This is a genomic window from Mycobacterium sp. NGS56, assembly GCF_059812425.1.
On record NZ_JCALCQ010000012.1, the window covers coordinates 36,675 to 53,553 of the forward strand.

The following is a 16,879-nucleotide window of genomic DNA, read 5'->3' on the forward strand; positions in this document are numbered from 1 at the left end:
TACTAGCCCGACCAACCGGTGGGTCTCTACGCTGGTGACGAGTCCCACAATTTGAGCGAGGTTCAGATGACCGTGACTCCTCAGGAGGCCTCCGATAGCGGTGCCACCGAGGCCGGATACTCCGACGTGATCATCGTCGGTGCCGGCATCTCCGGCATCGACGCGGCGTATCGGATCAGCGAGCGCAATCCGCACCTGACGTACACCATCCTGGAGCGGCGCGCGCAGATCGGCGGGACGTGGGACTTGTTCCGCTATCCCGGTGTGCGCTCGGACAGCAGCATCTTCACGCTGTCCTTCCCGTTCGAGCCGTGGACCCGTGAAGAGGGCGTCGCCGACGGTGTGCACATCCGCGAGTACCTGGCCGCCACCGCACACAAGTACGGCATCGACCGGCACATCCGGTTCAACAGCTATGTGCGATCGGCGGATTGGGACTCCGCAACCGACACCTGGACGGTCACCGTCGAGCAGGACGGGGCACGCAAGCAATACCGCGGCCGCTTCCTGTTCTTCGGCAGCGGCTACTACAACTACGACGAGGGCTACACCCCCGACTTCCCGGGCATCGAACAGTTCGAGGGCACGGTGGTGCACCCGCAGCACTGGCCCGAAGACCTGGACTACAGCGGCAAGCAGGTCGTGGTGATCGGCAGCGGGGCGACCGCGGTCACGCTCCTGCCGTCGTTGTCGGACCGCGCCGCCAAAGTGACCATGCTGCAGCGCTCGCCGACCTATCTCATTGCGGCGTCCAAATACGGCGCCGTCGCCCCGCTGGCTCGAAAGCTATTGCCCTGCAAGCCCGCTCATCTCGTCATCCGCATGTACAGCGCCCTGACCGAGGCGGTGTTCTTTGCGTTGTCCCGCAAGGCGCCGGGGCTGGTGCGGTGGCTGCTGCGGCGCAAGGCGATCAGCAGCCTGCCCCCCGGCTACGACGTCGACACCCACTTCAAGCCGCGCTACAACCCGTGGGACCAGCGGATGTGCCTGATCCCCGACGCGGACCTGTACAGCGCCATCGCTGCGGGGGGCGCCGAGGTGGTCACCGATCACATCGACCATTTCGACGCGACCGGTATCGCGCTGAAATCCGGTGGGCACCTCGCCGCCGACATCATCATCACCGCCACCGGCCTGCAGCTGCAGGCGCTGGGCGGGGCCGCGATCAGCCTGGACGGCAACGAGATCAAGGTCAGCGACCGTTTCGTCTACAAAGCGCACATGCTCGAAGACGTGCCGAACCTGTTCTGGTGTGTCGGCTACACCAACGCGTCGTGGACGCTGCGCGCCGACATCACCGCCCGGGCGACGGCAAAGCTGATCGAACACATGGCCGCTCACGGCTATACCCACGCCGCACCGCATCGGGGCAACGAGCCCATGACCGAGAAGCCGTCGTGGGACATCAACGCCGGGTACGTGCTGCGCTCGGTGCACGCGCTGCCGAAGTCGGGCACCAAACGACCGTGGAACGTGCGGCAGAACTATCTGGCCGACGCCCTGGACTACCGGTTCGACCGCATCCAAGAGGCCATGGTGTTCGGCCGGGTCGACGACCGGGCGCCGCTGGCCGGATAGCCCGCGGCGATTACACGTTCGCCTGGATGGACACTCACAGCCATACCGTTCTGCCGTTCAGCTTGCGTTCGGAGCTCGCGAGAAGCTAAACGAGGAACTGCTACAAAATCGCAGGTGTCCGCAATACGCTGGTCGCCATGGCATCTGAGAAGCGCGAACCCAAAGTCGTTGTCCTCGGTGGCGGTTCCTGGGGCACCACCGTGGCGTCAATCTGCGCGCGCCGCGGGCCGACGTTGCAGTGGGTGCGCTCCGAGGCGACCGCCGCCGACATCAACGACAACCATCGCAACAGCCGTTACCTCGGCAACGACGTCGTGCTGAGCGACACCCTGCGCGCCACCACCGACTTCGCCGAGGCGGCGAACTCGGCGGACGTCGTCGTGATGGGCGTTCCCTCGCACGGCTTTCGGGGCGTGCTGAGCGAGCTGGCCAAGGAACTGCGGCCGTGGGTACCGGTGGTGTCATTGGTCAAGGGGCTCGAGCAGGGCACCAACATGCGGATGTCGCAGATCATCGAGGAGACGCTGCCCGGCCATCCCGCCGGCATCCTGGCGGGGCCGAACATCGCGCGCGAGGTCGGCGAGGGTTATGCCGCCGCGGCGGTCCTGGCGATGCCCGACCAGCACTTGGCGACCCGGTTGTCGGGCCTGTTCCGCACGCGGCGCTTCCGCGTGTACACCACCGACGACGTCATCGGGGTGGAGATGGCCGGCGCCCTGAAGAACGTCTACGCCATCTCGGTCGGGATGGGCTATTCGCTGGGCATCGGGGAGAACACCCGCGCGCTGGTGATCGCCCGCGCGCTGCGCGAGATGACCAAGCTGGGCGTCGCCCTGGGCGGCCACCCCGACACCTTCCCGGGCCTGGCCGGCCTGGGCGACCTGATCGTCACCTGTACCAGCCAGCGCAGCCGCAACCGACACGTCGGTGAACAACTGGGGGCGGGCAAGCCGATCGACGAGATCATCGCCTCGATGAACCAGGTGGCCGAGGGTGTCAAGGCCGCCAGCGTCATCATGGAGTTTGCCAACGAGTTCGGCCTGACCATGCCGATCGCCCGTGAAGTCGACGCCGTGATCAACCACGGCTCCACCGTCGAGGAGGCCTATCGGGGCCTGATTGCCGAGGTCCCCGGTCACGAGGTGCACGGCTCCGGTTTTTGAACTGGTTTCAAAGGTTTGAAAATTCAAATCTTTGCGTTCTCTATGGGCGGCGCCCGTCGGCTTGACCGACCATTGCCAGCAAAATACCGTCGGTCCAGGCGGGCAGTGGTTTTCGGCTGTGATCCTGTGAGTCGGTCCGGTCGTAATCGTCTGTACGCCAGCGCTTTACGACGAGGTAATGAGCGCGCAATGGGGCGGATATCGGAACATAGCCCCCCTAACAGCTACCGAGGGACGCTACCGATGCACAATGTCGAACAACCGGGTGAGCAAACCGGTGCACAAAACCGGTCCGCACCGCGTAGCAAACGGTTGCGCGGCATCATCCGGCACGACTTGCCGGCATCACTCGTGGTTTTTTTGGTTGCGCTGCCCCTGTCACTGGGCATCGCAATCGCTTCGAACGCCCCGGTGCTGGCCGGCCTGATCGCAGCGATCGTCGGCGGAATCATCGTCGGCGCGGTGGGTGGATCCCCGCTGCAGGTCAGTGGCCCCGCGGCCGGCCTGACGGTTGTCGTCGCCGACCTGATCTCCGATTTCGGTTGGGGCATAACGTGCTTGATCACCGTTGCCGCCGGAGTCCTGCAGGTTCTGCTGGGGCTCAGCCGTGTTGCGCGCGCCGCCCTCGCGATCTCACCGGTCGTCGTGCACGCCATGTTGGCCGGCATCGGCATCACGATCGCCCTGCAGCAGGCGCATGTGCTGCTCGGCGGGAAATCCAAGAGCACGGCCTGGCACAACCTTGTCGGACTACCCGGCCAGATCATCGGTGCCCACCGCCCCGGGGCGATCCTGGGGATGCTGGTGATCGTCATCCTGGTGGGCTGGCGATGGGTGCCGGCCAAACTTCGCCGCGTTCCGGGTCCGCTGGTCGCCATTGTGGCCGTGACGCTGATCTCGGTGGTCTTCCCGTTCCATGTGCGCCGGATCAACCTCGAGGGGTCACCGCTGGATGCGCTGCAATTGCCTGAGCTGCCCCACGGGAACTGGGGCGCGATCGCGATCGGGGTGATCACGGTGGCGCTCATTGCCAGCGTCGAAAGCCTGCTGTCGGCGGTCTCGGTCGATCGGATGCACCGCGGGCCACGCACCGATTTCAACCGCGAACTGGTGGGGCAGGGAGCCGCCAACATCGTGTCGGGCACCGTCGGCGGGCTGCCGGTGACCGGAGTGATCGTCCGCAGCTCGACAAATGTCAACGCGGGCGCCCAATCCCGCGCCTCAGCGATTATGCACGGATTCTGGATCCTGTTGTTCACCATCCCGTTCGCCGGGCTGGTCGAGGAGATTCCGACCGCCGCCCTCGCCGGACTGCTCATCGTCATCGGGATTCAGCTGCTGCAGCCGGCTCACATCGAAACCGCAATGAAGCACGGTGATCTCGGGGTCTACATCGTGACGGCAGTCAGCGTCATCTTCCTCAACCTGCTGCACGGGGTCATGATCGGGCTCGCGCTGGCGATCGCGCTGACCGGATGGCGCGTCATCCGGGCCAAGATCGAAGCCACGCCCGTGGACGACGAATGGCGGGTCAGCATCGAGGGTGCGGCATGCACCTTCCTGGCGCTGCCGAGGCTCACGCGAATGCTGACATCGGTGCCGCAGGGCGCGACCGTGACGGTCGCCGTTGCGGTCCACTACCTCGATCACGCTGCCCATCAGGCTATTACCGACTGGCAGCGACAGCATGAGGCGACGGGCGGGACGGTGCAGATCCAGGGCGTGACCGAGGCGGGTCGCCGCCACCCGGACGAATCGCCGGTCGACGCCGAAAGATCCGAAGCCGCAGCATAATTGGTTGGCCACTGCCCGCGCCGGATGCGATAGCGCATGCGCGACCGCAATCGAATGTGACTCAATTCCGCAAGGAACCCGCCGGCAGGGTCGGTCAGTCGACGTCGATGCGGATGTGCAACCGCTTGCCGCATACCTGCGCCAGCCGCTGCAGCACGTCGACGCGGGGTACCTCGGTCCCGTCCTCCCACGCCGCGACGGCTTCGTGGGTGGTGCCCAGCGCCTCGGCCAATTGGGCCTGGTTCATGCCGGCGCCGGCACGCGTTTCGAAGATCAAGTCGGGGAGATCCAGCGCCAGCCCGGCTTCGTGAATGTCCATCGAGTTGGGTTCAGTCATCGCCATCACCATCCACGCCCAATGGTACTTGCAGACCCCGCTTACCGCCCCGCCATTTCCTCCAGCCGGCGGATACGGTCCTCGATCGGCGGGTGTGTCGAAAACAGCGACCCGATCCGCTCGCCCGCCCGGAACGGGTTGGCGATCATCAGGTGCGCCTGGCTGGCCAGCTGTGGTTCCGGCGGCAGCGGCGCCGCCTGGACCCCGCCGGAGATCTTGCGCAGCGCCGACGCCAGCGCCAACGGGTCGCCCGTCAGCACCGCGCCCGATTCGTCCGCCTGGTATTCACGTGACCGTGACACGGCCAACCGCACCACCGTCGCGGCGATCGGACCGAGCAACGAAACCAGCAGCAGCGCAAAGGGATTCTCGCCGTCGCGATCGTTGCCGCCGAGCATGCCGGCGAACATGGCCATATTGGCCAGCGCCGTGATCACCGACGCCAGCGCGCCTGCGATGCACGAGATCAGGATGTCGCGGTTATAGACGTGCGAGAGCTCGTGGCCCAGGACGGCGCGCAACTCGCGCTCGGTGAGGATGTCCAGAATGCCGGTGGTGCAGCAGACCGCCGCGTTGCGCGGGTTGCGGCCGGTCGCGAACGCATTGGGCGCGTTGGTGTCGCTGATGTACAGCCGGGGCATCGGCTGGTGCGCGGCGGTGGCCAGCTCCCGCACGATTCGGTACATGCCCGGCGCCTGCACCTCCGAGACCGGCTGCGCATGCATCGCCCTTAGCGCCAGCTTGTCGCTGTTGTAGTAGGTGTAGATGTTCATGCCGATGGCGAACAGCACCGCGAGGAACATGGCGGTCCTGCCGAACAGCGAGCCGACGAACACGATCAACGCGGACATGCCAACCAGCAACGCGAACGTCTTGAACGTGTTGTGGTGCGGATGCCAGGTCATCGGTGTCCTCCTCGGAACACTCAACAGCGCGTTATTGCCGATTACAGCTCATTGAACGCCCGAGACGGCCTTTTTGGTTCCGCAGGGCCGCTGCGGGCGCCGCTACCCGTGCCGGCTGATGGTGTAGTCCACCAACGTCTGCAACGCGTGACGGCCGGGGACGTCCGGCAGCAGGGCCAGCTCCCGGCGGGCCTGCTCGGCGTACTCGTGCAGCGATTCCTTGGCCTTGGTCATGCCCGGCGACGTCCGCAACAGCGCCAGCGCCTCGGCCACCGCGTCGTCTTCCTCGATGGGCCCGACCAGCAGCTCACGCAGCCGGTCCGCCTCGGGGCCGGGTTCACGCAGCGCGTAGAGCATCGGCAAGGTGTGCACGCCTTCGCGCACGTCGGTGCCGGGCAGTTTGCCGGACTCCTGGGAGTCGCTGTCGATGTCGATGATGTCGTCGGAGATCTGGAACGCGGTGCCCACGATGCCGCCGAGCCGGCTCAGCCGCTCCACCTGATCGGCGTCCGCACCCGAGAACATCGCACCAAACCGGCCCGCCGAGGCGATCAGACACGCGGTCTTCTCGTACACCACCTTCAGGTAGTGCTCGATCGGATCCGATCCCTCGACGAGCCCACGTGTCTCGCGCATCTGGCCCGTGACCAACTGGGCGAACGTCTCGGCGATCAGCCGCACCGCCTCGGGCCCGAGCCGGGAGACCAACCGGGAGGCCGTGGCGAACAGATAGTCCCCCGCCAGGATCGCGACGTTGTTGCCCCAGCGCACGTTGGCGGTGGGTGTGCCGCGGCGAACCTCCGCCTCGTCCATGACGTCGTCGTGGTACAGCGTGGCCAGGTGTACCAGTTCGATGACGGCGCCCGCGATGGTCACGTCCACGCTGTCCGGGTCGGGTCCGATCTGCGCCGACAGCACGGTGAACAGCGGCCGGAACCGCTTGCCGCCGGCCTTGAACAGGTGCGTCAGCGACTCGGTCATGATGTCGTCGGCGCCGCGCAACTCGGTGTCCATGAGCTGCTCGATCCGCCCCACACCGTCCCGTACGGCCGCCGCGAAAGCGGGGTTGCCGAAGTCGACGCCCGCCACCACCGTTACCGGAGTACTCACGGGACCAAACATACTGGTGTGCATGAAGACGGGAGCGACCCGAGCCCAAGTGCTGGTCGTTGGCGCCGGACCCGCCGGTTCGGCGGCGGCGGCCTGGGCGGCCCGCGCGGGCGACGACGTACTGGTCGTCGATTCGGCGAGCTTTCCCCGCGACAAGGCCTGCGGGGACGGGCTGACCCCCCGCGCGGTCGCCGAGCTGAAACGGCTGGGGCTGGGCGACTGGCTGGACACCCGAATTCGGCATCGAGGACTGCGGATGAGCGGTTTCGGCGGCGAGGTAAAAGTCGATTGGCCCGGCCCGTCATTTCCGTCGACCGGCAGCGCGGTGGCCCGCTTCGAGCTGGACGACCGGATCCGCAAAGTCGCCGAAGATTCCGGGGCGCGGATGCTGCTCGGCACCAAGGCTGTTGCCGCGCAACATGATTCATCGGGCCGGGTGACGTCGGTGACATTGGCCGACGGCACCGAGGTGAGCTGTGGCCAGTTGATCGTCGCCGACGGCGCCCGCTCGTCGCTGGGCCGCAAGCTGGGCAGGCGCTGGCATCAGGAGACGGTGTACGGCGTCGCCGTCCGCGGCTATCTGACCACCGCGCGGGCCGACGACCCCTGGCTGACGTCACATCTGGAACTGCGCGGACCTGATGGCTCCAAGGACAAAGTGCTGCCGGGCTACGGCTGGATCTTCCCGCTCGGCAACGGCGAGGTGAACATCGGCGTCGGGGCGTTGTCGACGTCCAAGAGGCCCGCCGATCTGGCACTGCGGCCGCTGATCGACTACTACACCGATCTGCGCCGCGACGAGTGGGGTTTTACCGGCCGACCGCGGGCGGTCGCCTCGGCGCTGTTGCCGATGGGCGGCGCGGTGTCCGGCGTGGCCGGTGCCAACTGGATGCTGATCGGTGACGCCGCGGCCTGTGTGAACCCTCTCAACGGCGAGGGCATCGACTACGGGCTCGAGACCGGGCGGCTGGCCGCGGCGCTGCTGGATCACCCCGACCTGTCGCAGGTGTGGCCGTCGCTGTTGCAGCAGCACTACGGCCGCGGCTTCTCGGTGGCGCGCAGGCTGGCGCTGCTGCTCACGTTCCAGCGGTTCCTGCCGTCGACCGGACCGATCGCGATGCGCTCGACGACCCTGATGACCATCGCCGTGCGGGTAATGGCCAATCTGGTCACCGAGGACGACGCGGACTGGGTGGCGCGCGCCTGGCGGGGCGGCGGGCGGCTGTCGCGCCTGCTCGACCGTCGAACGCCGTTCAGCTGACTCCGCGTCCCGCATCGCCGCTGGTCGACGGCCCTCGGCGGGCAAGGCGGGGGCCGAAATCGGCGATTCACTTTCGCCCGCGCACCCCGAGAGAGGCGTGTATAGTCCCCCTGATGAAGGGAACGAGGCTGGCTACTATCTCGGCCGCCGCCGCCATCGCGCTCGCCGCGCTGGCTACGTCGGCGCAGCTCTCCGTGCCGGCGCAGGCGGATCCGCCGCCCACGGCGCCATACCCCACCCCGCGGACGCCGTCGCCCCCGAGCGACTACGACGCGCCGTTCAAGAACACCGTCAACGGCTTCGGCATCTACCAGCCGCAGGACCAGTTGGCGTGGCTGGGCAAGATCACCTGCGATCGGATTGGCAGGGGCGTGGACGGCGACGCGTACAAGTCGGCCACTTTCATCCAGCGCAACCTGCCCCGCGGGACCACTCAGGGCCAGGCGTTTCAGTTCCTCGGCGCGGCTGTCGATCACTACTGCCCCGACCAGGTGGGCTTCGTGCAAGCCGCCGGCAATCACTAGAACGTCGTCAACGCAACGGTTTGTATCCGGCGTGTAGGGCGACGATGCCGCCGGTGAGGTTGCGCCAGCGCACTCCGGACCATCCGGCCTGCGTTATCTGCCGCGCCAGTTCCGCCTGATCGGGCCATGCCCTGATCGATTCCGCGAGGTACACGTAAGCGTCGGGATTGCTGGAGACCGTCCGCGCCACCCGTGGCAGCGCCCGCATCAGGTACTCCTTGTAGACCGTGGCGAACAGCGCATTGGTGGGCGTGGAGAACTCGCACACCACCAACCGGCCGCCGGGGCGCGTGACACGGGCCATCTCGCGCAGCCCCGCCCGGGGGTCGACGACGTTGCGCAGCCCGAAACTGATTGTCACGGCATCGAACACATCGTCGCCGAACGGCAGCCTGGTGGCATCGCCGGCGACCTTCGGAACGTCGCGCGCCGCGCCCGCCGCCAGCATGCCGACCGAGAAATCGGCGGCCACGCACCACGCCCCGGACTTCCTCAGCTCCACAGTGGACACCGCGGTGCCCGCGGCGAGATCCAACACCTTCTGACCCGGCCCGATGCCCAGCGCCGACCGGGTGGCTTTGCGCCAGTACCGATCCTGCCCCATCGACAGCACCGTGTTGGTCACGTCGTACCGGCGGGCGACGCCGTCGAACATCGACGCGACATCGCGGGGATCCTTGTCCAACTCCGCACGACTCACGCGAGAAACGCTACCCGTTAGGGGAATGCGGTCGCGCGGTAGGCGTTGTATGACTGCGTGACGGAAAAAGTTTGGTTTATCACCGGTACATCGCGAGGTTTCGGACGGGCGTGGACGATCGCGGCGCTAGAGCGCGGTGACAAGGTCGCCGCCACGGCGCGCAACACCGCCTCGCTGGACGACCTGGCGCAGAAGTACGGCGACGCGCTGCTGCCCATCCGTCTGGACGTGACCGACCGGGCGGCGGATTTCGCGGCGGTCAGGCAGGCGCACGACCACTTCGGCCGGCTGGACATCGTGGTGAACAACGCCGGCTACGGTCAATTCGGGTTCATCGAGGAGCTCTCCGAGCAGGACGCGCGGAACCAGATCGAGACCAATGTCTTTGGGGCATTGTGGATCACGCAGGCGGCACTCCCCTACCTGCGCGAGCAGGGCAGCGGGCACATCATCCAGGTTTCCTCGATCGGAGGCATCACAGCCTTTCCGTTGGTGGGTATCTACCACGCGTCGAAGTGGGCGCTGGAGGGCTTCTCGCAAGCGCTGGCGCAGGAGGTCGCTCCGTTCGGTGTGCACGTCACGTTGATCGAGCCGGGTGGCTTCGACACCGACTGGGCCGGTGACTCTGCCGGGCACGCCGAGCCGCTGGCGGCCTACGACGACGTTCGCGCCGCCGTACAGGCGGAGCGCAGCCGCCGGTGGGCCAGCCCGGGTGACCCGTCGGCGTCCGCGGCCGCGCTGCTCAAGGTGGTTGACGCCGAAAAGCCGCCACTGCGAGTGTTTTTCGGAGCTTCCCCCCTGGAGACGGCCAAGGCCGACTACGAAAGCCGGCTCGCGAACTGGGAGGAATGGCAGCCCGTCGCGGAGCTCGCGCAGGGGTAATTCGCGGCTATCTCGAGACGGCGTTTCAGGCCATCGCGTCGGCCTGCGCCACGTATCCCTCGAAGTCTGCAGCGAGGGCGTTCTCCCGGAAGCGAGCCAAGAACTTCTGGTAGCCGAGCTTGTCTCCGCTGTTCCTGGCAAGGAGCGCCTGCAACCTCAGAATGGGCAGTTGGTGCAGGACGAAGCCCGGCTCAGTCGGCACGGCAGCCAGCCTGTCCACGGCTTCCTGGGCTTCATCGATGTCGGATTCTGTGCCGCGATCAAGTAATGCCTCGCCCAGCACCGCGGTGGCAGGACCACGAAAGACCATCTCGTCGGTGGCGAACTGCTCGTCGAGAACCCGGCGTGCCAAAGCGATGGCGCCGTCGAACTCGCCGGACCGAAGTCTTGCCCGAGCGAACTCGAGATCGGTCAGCCTCCGCAATGTGGCGGTGAGTTTCTCGCGAACGATCATTTCGCGCGCTGCGGTCAATGCCTCAATGCCGGCCGTGTGGTCACCCTCGGGACCGTGCAGCAATGCCATCGCTCGATTCAGGTATGCGAAGCTGACGGCGGCGTTGTCCCCCGACTGGAGCGCGATCTCCAGTGACTCCGATGTCAACGAGATGTCCTCCGCGTCGGGCACTATGGCATCGTTTCCCGTCGCGACCGCTAATTTGTACACCTGCGCCAGAATTCGGGTCGTCGCGTCAAACGACCGCGCGGTCGCAATGCCTCGTTTGATGTCGGCCCGCCACCCCGCGCGGCCCAAGAACATCGCCGATGCGCCCCGCAAGGTAATGGCCCAGGAGAGCGGAGATCCGATGACGAAGTTCCCCATGACGGGGTCACCGTCTGCGAGGTCAATAATGCGCTGCGCCAGCCGCTGGCTTTCAGCCGCCTCACCGGCTTCCCAATTCGCCTGGGCCGCCCCATAGAGGAGGCCCACGACCATATTTGGCTCTCCGATCGACTCAACCAGCACGGCGAACTCGGACGCCGCATGCACGGCTTCCCGGTGGCGCGAATTGAACGTCAGCGTGTTGAGGTAGCCCGCCATGCCCACTGCCAGTGACTTCTTGTCGCCAGCCGCGGCCGTGATATCGCGCAAGTCATCGAAGCCAGTGGTTTCTGGAACCCCACCCACGCGAAAGGCGCTGCCGCACAAGAAAGCCCGCGGTGAGATCCGCATCGCCAAACAGTTTGGACGATCGTCGGACATTTGGTCGGCAACCCGTGCGGCCTGTTCCCAGCTTCCGCGTGCCGCACGGATGTCGCGCGGCCCATAACCCGTCGCGGCGCGCATAAACCAATCATATGCCTCGGCCAGCTCACCCCCGGACTCATATTGAGCAGCGATCATGGCCGCCCCCTCGCCGGTGGCTGCGGCGCTCGTCTGCAGCATCATCGCCGCCACGCGCCGGTGTAAGTCCGAGCGCGCGGCCTTGAGCTGTGATTCGTATGCCACCTTCTGAGTGAGCGGATGGTGGAACGCGTATTCGGCATCGTCTCCGTAGGTGACTTGGTCGACCAGCTCGGCTTCGATGAGTGGCGTCAGGTCTGTCCGCTCGAGCAATCGCTCCAATAGCTCGGCGCGAAATCGAGCGCCGATGACCGCTGCGGCGTTCAACGTCCGCTTCGCCAAGGGAGTGAGCCGGTCGATACGGTCACCGATGGCGGCCTGCAAAGTGGGAGGTACGTGCACGTCGCCTACTTCTCTTAGGCACACGTAGGCACCCGGCTCGCCCTCGATCTCACCCCGCTCCGCCAGATCGCGCACGATCTCTTCGGCGCAGAATGGTATGCCCGCCGCGCGGTCGGCCACCACCGTGGACAACCTGCCAACCGACGAATCCCCACCGAGCAGCTCACCCAGTAACTCGTCGATGTACGAATCACTCAGCGGTGCAAGCACGATGGCCGCGGCTTCGGTGAGTTCCGACAAGGTCCCCTGATACTCGGGGCGATACGTGATCAACATCGTGGCTCGCATTCGAACGAAGGCGGCCCCGAAATCGGTGAGCATTGATTCGCTGACGCCGTCTATCCAATGCGCGTCTTCGATGACATATACGGCGGGCTTCGCCCGACCCAGCGAAACTGCGTTGATGAGCTCGATGAGCCGCCGCCGCCGGGCGTCCGGGCTTATGTCGGGCGCCAGCATATCGGTGTCACGGATGCCCAGCAGCTCATCGAGCAACAGCAGGTCCTCGGCGTCGGTATGCGGCACGGCTGCGCGCACCCGCATCCGGGCGGCTTGTGGTGTGAGACCGCCGAGTCCGAACACTGCGCGTAACAGTCGTGAGATCACGTGGAACGAGATCTCCCGGGTATGCGATTCGCAGTAGGTGGAAAACACCTCGAAGCCACGGCTTGTCGCGGCAGAAACGGCTTCGCGGACCAATCGCGTCTTGCCGATGCCCGGCGGCCCCGAGACGGTGACCACAGATCCGACCCCATCGAGCGCCCTATCCAAGATCGCCGAGATCGCCACCGTCTCCGACTCGCGGCCCACGAGGCGAGAGCGCCGACGACCCACCCGGCGTTCGGCCGACGCGGACAATAGCCGACGCGCTGGCACGGCATCCACGGAACCCTTGATGCGGACGAATTCCTTTGCGCCCAAGGCGAAATCGTACTCGACGAGGCCGGCGGTGGACTCGCTGAGCATCACCCCACCCGGCGGGGCGACCGACTCCATCCGCTGAGCCATCCCGACCTGCTCACCGACGGCGGTGTAACCCAAAGACCCCGAACCGATCTCGCCCGCGATCACCTGACCGGAGTTAAGTCCTACCCGCAACTGGAGGTCCACGCCATCGCGGTCCCGGATTTCGACGGCAAGCCGCTTGGTCTCCTCCTGGACACCCAAGGCCGCCAGACAAGCCCGGGTCGCGTGATCCTCCATCGCCACCGGAGCGCCGAACACGGCCATGATGCCGTCGCCGGTGAACTTGTCGACGGTGCCGCCGTAGCGCTGCACGACCGCCACGCAGCGGTCCACCAGCTCGGCCATGATCTCGCGCAGCCGCTCAGCACCAACCGCCGCCGCGATGTCCATCGAATGCACCACGTCGGCGAATAGCACCGTTACCTGCTTGTACTCCGCCGATCGACTGACCTTTGTGACCGGCGCGCCGCACTCGTTACAGAACTTGGAACTCAGTGGCAGTTCGGTACCGCACGACCCACATTGCAGGCCCGCAGCTGGCAGTGCACCGCGACTACCGTCATCCACGTCAGTATCGTGTCACCGCTGGTCAACGATGTCTGCAATATCGCTGCACCGCCTTTGGGCAAAGTCTTTAGAGTCTCTCGCCGCCGTCATGGCATCGCCGCGGCCCGCGCGATGTGGCCTTCGTACCCGTGTTCGTCGGCCATGGCGCGATACCGATCCCGGAAGTCCTGATAGGAGGCGTCCTCACCGCGCGCTCGCGCCAGCAGCGCCCGCAGTCGTAGTACCCAGACCTCACGTATCGCCAGGAACTCTTCGGCCGGCTCGTTCGCCAGCCGCTCGATTGCCGCCTCGGCTTCGGCCACGTGATCGACGGGTGCGCAATCGAGCAATGTCTCCACCAGAGCGCCCGTGGCTGGAAGGCCCCAACCCAGCCCCAGCCCCTTGCGGAACAGATGGTCGACCGCGGCAAGCATGAGCGGTATGGCCTCATCGCGGTCTCCACGGCGAACCTTCTCCCGCGCCAAGTACACCTCGACGATCGATAACTGCGACAGGAGATATCTACGGCGTACCGACCCATTGTTGGACTCGGCTAGCAGCTTTCGCCCTCGGTCCCGCTCCTTGGCCGTCTCTCGGTGCACCAGCGCAACACCCAACGTCATCCGCGCGATTGCCAGTGCCATATCATCACCGGATCGTTCGGCGATAACTAATGAGTTTTCGATCTCGCGTACCGCACGGTCGTCGGATCTCATTGCGCCGTAGGCTATTCCCGCGAAGTATACGTATGCCACGACCGTGACGTAGGACATGGGGTCGGTGCTGCGGGCCATGGCCAGACCCTGCTCCAGGCCTTCTCGCCATCCGCCGCGGCCGAGGGCATAACGACCGATCGCCCGGTTCGTCAAGGCGAGCGCAAGGGGAGATCCGATGATGAAGTTGCCTTTCGCCGGATCACCGGCGGCCAGGTCGATGACTCTCTGGGACCACCGCAATACATCCGAATATTCGGCGTTCTCACCCTTGGTGAAGATGGGCGCGACGGACAGCCCCACTGTCAGGGTGGGCTCGTCGATCGACTCGATGAGAGCCATGGCCTCCGATGCCAGCCGCGATGCCTCCCGCAGCCGGTCGTCAAGCGCATGATCCATCACCAGCCCTACCATGCCAATGGCCAGTGAGGCCTTGTCTCCCGCGGCGGCGCACAGTTCGCGAAATTCCTCAAAGCGCTCACCGGCCACGTGCTCGTTGACCCGGAAGGCGATGCCACACAACATGGTTCGGGGTGCGATGCGCATGGTCAATCGGTTGGGATCGTCCGCGGGTAGCGCGTCGGCGATCGTTCGGGCGCGCTCCCAGCTCAGCCAGGCCGCGGCGATGTCACGGTTGGTCGCCCATGCCGCCGCCCGCATGTGCCAGCCATAAGCGCCGTGCTCGTCACCGGCGGCCTCCAAATGTTCGGCTATCAAGGCGGCATTTTCATCGGCCACGGCCGGAGCACGTGATTCGATCGCTGCCGCAATGCGCCGGTGCAGCTCGGCGCGATCCGACCTGAGCTGCGATTCGTAGGCCACCGTCCGAATCAGCGGATGGTAGAACACATACTCCGATCGCTGGCCGGACCCGATCCGATTGATGAGCTGGGCCGACACCAGCTCCTCGAGCGCGGGCTCGATGCCCAACGTCTCCAACAGGTCCCGGTTGAAGTTCGAGCCGATGACCGCCGCCGCGCTCAGGGTGCGTTTTGCCTTCACGTCCAGCCGGTCGATGCGCGCGGCGATGGTGGCCTGCAGCGTGGCGGGCACGCGCACCGCGGCCCCGTCCGCCGTCGAGCTGTACGCGCCCGAGGTGCCCTGCAGCACGCCGCGATCAGCAAGCTCTCGCACCATTTCTTCGGCGAAGAACGGGTTTCCCGCGGCCCGCTCGGTGATCCTGGTGGCCAACTCACCGACTGACGGGTGTGTTCCGAGCAGCTGCAAGACCAATCCTGCGGTTTCCGGATCACTCAGTGGCGGAAGGGCGATGGTTCGGGCGCCAACAACCCGGCTCAACGCACCGTGGTATTCGGGACGGTAGGTGACCAATGTCAGCGTGCGTGTCTGCGGGATCACGGTGATGAAATCGGCCAGCAGTGACTCGCTGACCTCATCGATCCAGTGGGCGTCTTCGATGACGTAAAGCGCCGGCGTTTCGCGGGCCAGCGACGCTGCGTTGACCAGCCCGGTCAACCGCCGCCTCCGCGCATCCGGATCGATCTTGGGCAGTCCCACGTCGGGGTCGGCGATGCCCAGTAGGTCGTCCAAGAGCAGCAAGTCCTCCTGTTCCGCGTCGCGAGCCTGAGACCGGATCCGCTTCCGGGCGGCGGGCGGGTCAAGACCATTGATGCCCGTGACCGCGCGCAGCAGGCGCCCCACGGCGTGGAAGGGGATCTGGCTGGTGTGTGATTCGCAGGAGGCGACGAACACGTCGACGCCGCGAACTGCTGCCATCGCGGAGACGTCACGCGCCAGACGGCTCTTGCCGATACCCGGTGGCCCCACCACGCCCACCACCGCGCCGTCGCCCTCGAGTGCGCGCTGCAGCAAACCCTCGACCGCCGACATCTCCTCGCGCCTACCGACCAGCTTCGACTCGGCATGCCAGTCATCGCGCTGCTCGTCGCCCATGCCCAGCAGCCGATGGGCCGGCACTGGCGTGTCGGAACCCTTGATGTGAACCAACTCGGGTGCACCGAGGTTCGCCGCGCCTTCGACGAGTCGGGCCGTCGACGCGCTGAGCATCACCCCGCCCGGCGGAGCCGCCGATTCCATCCGCTGAGCCATGCCGACTTGCTCGCCTATGGCGGTGTAACCGAAAGGCCCCGAGCCGATTTCGCCGACGATCACCTGCCCGGAGTTAAGCCCCACCCGTAACCGCAGATCTACCCCGTCGCGGGCGCCGACGTCGACGGCAAGCCGCGTCGTGTCCTCCTGAACCCCCAACGCCGCCAAGCAGGCGCGAACGGCATGGTCCTCCAACGCAACCGGCGCGCCGAACACCGCCATGATGCCGTCGCCGGTGAACTTGTCCACGGTGCCGCCATATCGCTGCACCACCGCCGCGCAGAGGTCGGCGACATCCGCCATGATCTCTCGGAGCCGCTCCGCGCCCACCGCCGCGGCGATGTCCATCGAATGCACTACATCGGCGAACAAGACCGTGACCTGCTTGTACTCCGCGCGGGTATCGGGTCCTTTGACTGGCGAGCCGCAGCCGTGGCAGAACCGAGCGTTCTCCAGAGGCTCAGTGCCACACGTTTGGCACGCCGCTATGGCCGTCATTCGACCCTCCGCCGATCGGGCCCCCAAGGTTTTTAGAGTCCTCAAAGGATAGGCGGTTGGGTCGTTCCCGCGGTACTGACCCGTATCAGGTAGTCGAATACCCGAGTCATCCGGTCAACTTCGGAGGAAGATTGCGCACAGCTGCCCG

General features: G+C 66.2%; 12 protein-coding genes. 6 read left to right on the forward strand and 6 right to left on the reverse strand.

The features are described from left to right. The first annotated feature begins 66 nt into the window (after positions 1-66). The 3 genes from AC5Y4F_RS22055 to AC5Y4F_RS22065 all read left to right on the forward strand — a co-directional run bounded on the left by AC5Y4F_RS22055 (position 67) and on the right by AC5Y4F_RS22065 (position 4,535). On the forward strand, positions 67-1,578 hold the full coding sequence (locus tag AC5Y4F_RS22055) for a flavin-containing monooxygenase (protein ID WP_499998644.1): 1,512 nt from the start codon (positions 67-69) through the stop codon (positions 1,576-1,578). A gap of 137 nt (positions 1,579-1,715) precedes the next feature. Next, a complete protein-coding gene (locus AC5Y4F_RS22060) occupies positions 1,716-2,741 on the forward strand; it encodes an NAD(P)H-dependent glycerol-3-phosphate dehydrogenase (protein WP_499998646.1) in 1,026 nt (341 codons plus the stop codon). Between the two features lie 243 nt (positions 2,742-2,984). Then, entirely contained in the window at positions 2,985-4,535 is a 1,551-nt protein-coding gene (locus AC5Y4F_RS22065; RefSeq protein ID WP_067933586.1) for a SulP family inorganic anion transporter, read from the forward strand. A 94-nt stretch (positions 4,536-4,629) separates the two neighbouring features. On the opposite strand, the gene AC5Y4F_RS22070 is transcribed toward AC5Y4F_RS22065, so the two are convergent. The 3 genes from AC5Y4F_RS22070 to grcC1 all read right to left on the reverse strand — a co-directional run bounded on the left by AC5Y4F_RS22070 (position 4,630) and on the right by grcC1 (position 6,887). Continuing rightward, positions 4,630-4,884 (reverse strand): helix-turn-helix domain-containing protein, encoded by a 255-nt coding sequence (locus AC5Y4F_RS22070; RefSeq protein ID WP_067933588.1) that lies wholly within the window; start codon positions 4,882-4,884, stop codon positions 4,630-4,632. Between the two features lie 29 nt (positions 4,885-4,913). Continuing rightward, positions 4,914-5,777: a zinc metalloprotease HtpX gene (gene htpX, locus AC5Y4F_RS22075; protein WP_067933590.1), complete on the reverse strand. Its 864-nt coding sequence runs from the start codon at positions 5,775-5,777 to the stop codon at positions 4,914-4,916. 102 nt (positions 5,778-5,879) lie between these two features. Beyond that, entirely contained in the window at positions 5,880-6,887 is a 1,008-nt protein-coding gene (gene grcC1 / locus AC5Y4F_RS22080; protein WP_499998648.1) for a nonaprenyl/(2E,6E)-farnesyl/geranylgeranyl diphosphat synthase, read from the reverse strand. A 22-nt stretch (positions 6,888-6,909) separates the two neighbouring features. On the opposite strand from grcC1, the gene menJ reads away from it, so the two are divergent. Together menJ and AC5Y4F_RS22090 are read left to right on the forward strand one after the other, a co-directional pair. Further along, positions 6,910-8,148: a menaquinone reductase MenJ gene (menJ, locus tag AC5Y4F_RS22085; protein ID WP_067933592.1), complete on the forward strand. Its 1,239-nt coding sequence runs from the start codon at positions 6,910-6,912 to the stop codon at positions 8,146-8,148. Between the two features lie 113 nt (positions 8,149-8,261). Continuing rightward, positions 8,262-8,672 (forward strand): DUF732 domain-containing protein, encoded by a 411-nt coding sequence (locus AC5Y4F_RS22090; protein WP_067933594.1) that lies wholly within the window; start codon positions 8,262-8,264, stop codon positions 8,670-8,672. A 7-nt stretch (positions 8,673-8,679) separates the two neighbouring features. On the opposite strand, the gene AC5Y4F_RS22095 is transcribed toward AC5Y4F_RS22090, so the two are convergent. Then, positions 8,680-9,372 (reverse strand): demethylmenaquinone methyltransferase, encoded by a 693-nt coding sequence (locus AC5Y4F_RS22095; protein ID WP_067933595.1) that lies wholly within the window; start codon positions 9,370-9,372, stop codon positions 8,680-8,682. Positions 9,373-9,429: 57 nt separating this feature from the next. Between AC5Y4F_RS22095 and AC5Y4F_RS22100 the strand changes: the two genes are divergently transcribed. After that, on the forward strand, positions 9,430-10,254 hold the full coding sequence (locus AC5Y4F_RS22100; RefSeq protein WP_067933599.1) for an SDR family oxidoreductase: 825 nt from the start codon (positions 9,430-9,432) through the stop codon (positions 10,252-10,254). 25 nt (positions 10,255-10,279) lie between these two features. Here AC5Y4F_RS22100 and AC5Y4F_RS22105 read toward each other — a convergent pair whose 3' ends face one another. Next, the gene (locus AC5Y4F_RS22105; RefSeq protein WP_499998653.1) at positions 10,280-13,471 is read right to left on the reverse strand and encodes an adenylate/guanylate cyclase domain-containing protein; all 3,192 of its coding nucleotides are present in this window, start codon (positions 13,469-13,471) and stop codon (positions 10,280-10,282) included. Between the two features lie 86 nt (positions 13,472-13,557). After that, entirely contained in the window at positions 13,558-16,731 is a 3,174-nt protein-coding gene (locus tag AC5Y4F_RS22110; RefSeq protein WP_499998659.1) for an ATP-binding protein, read from the reverse strand. Positions 16,732-16,879 lie beyond the last annotated feature (148 nt).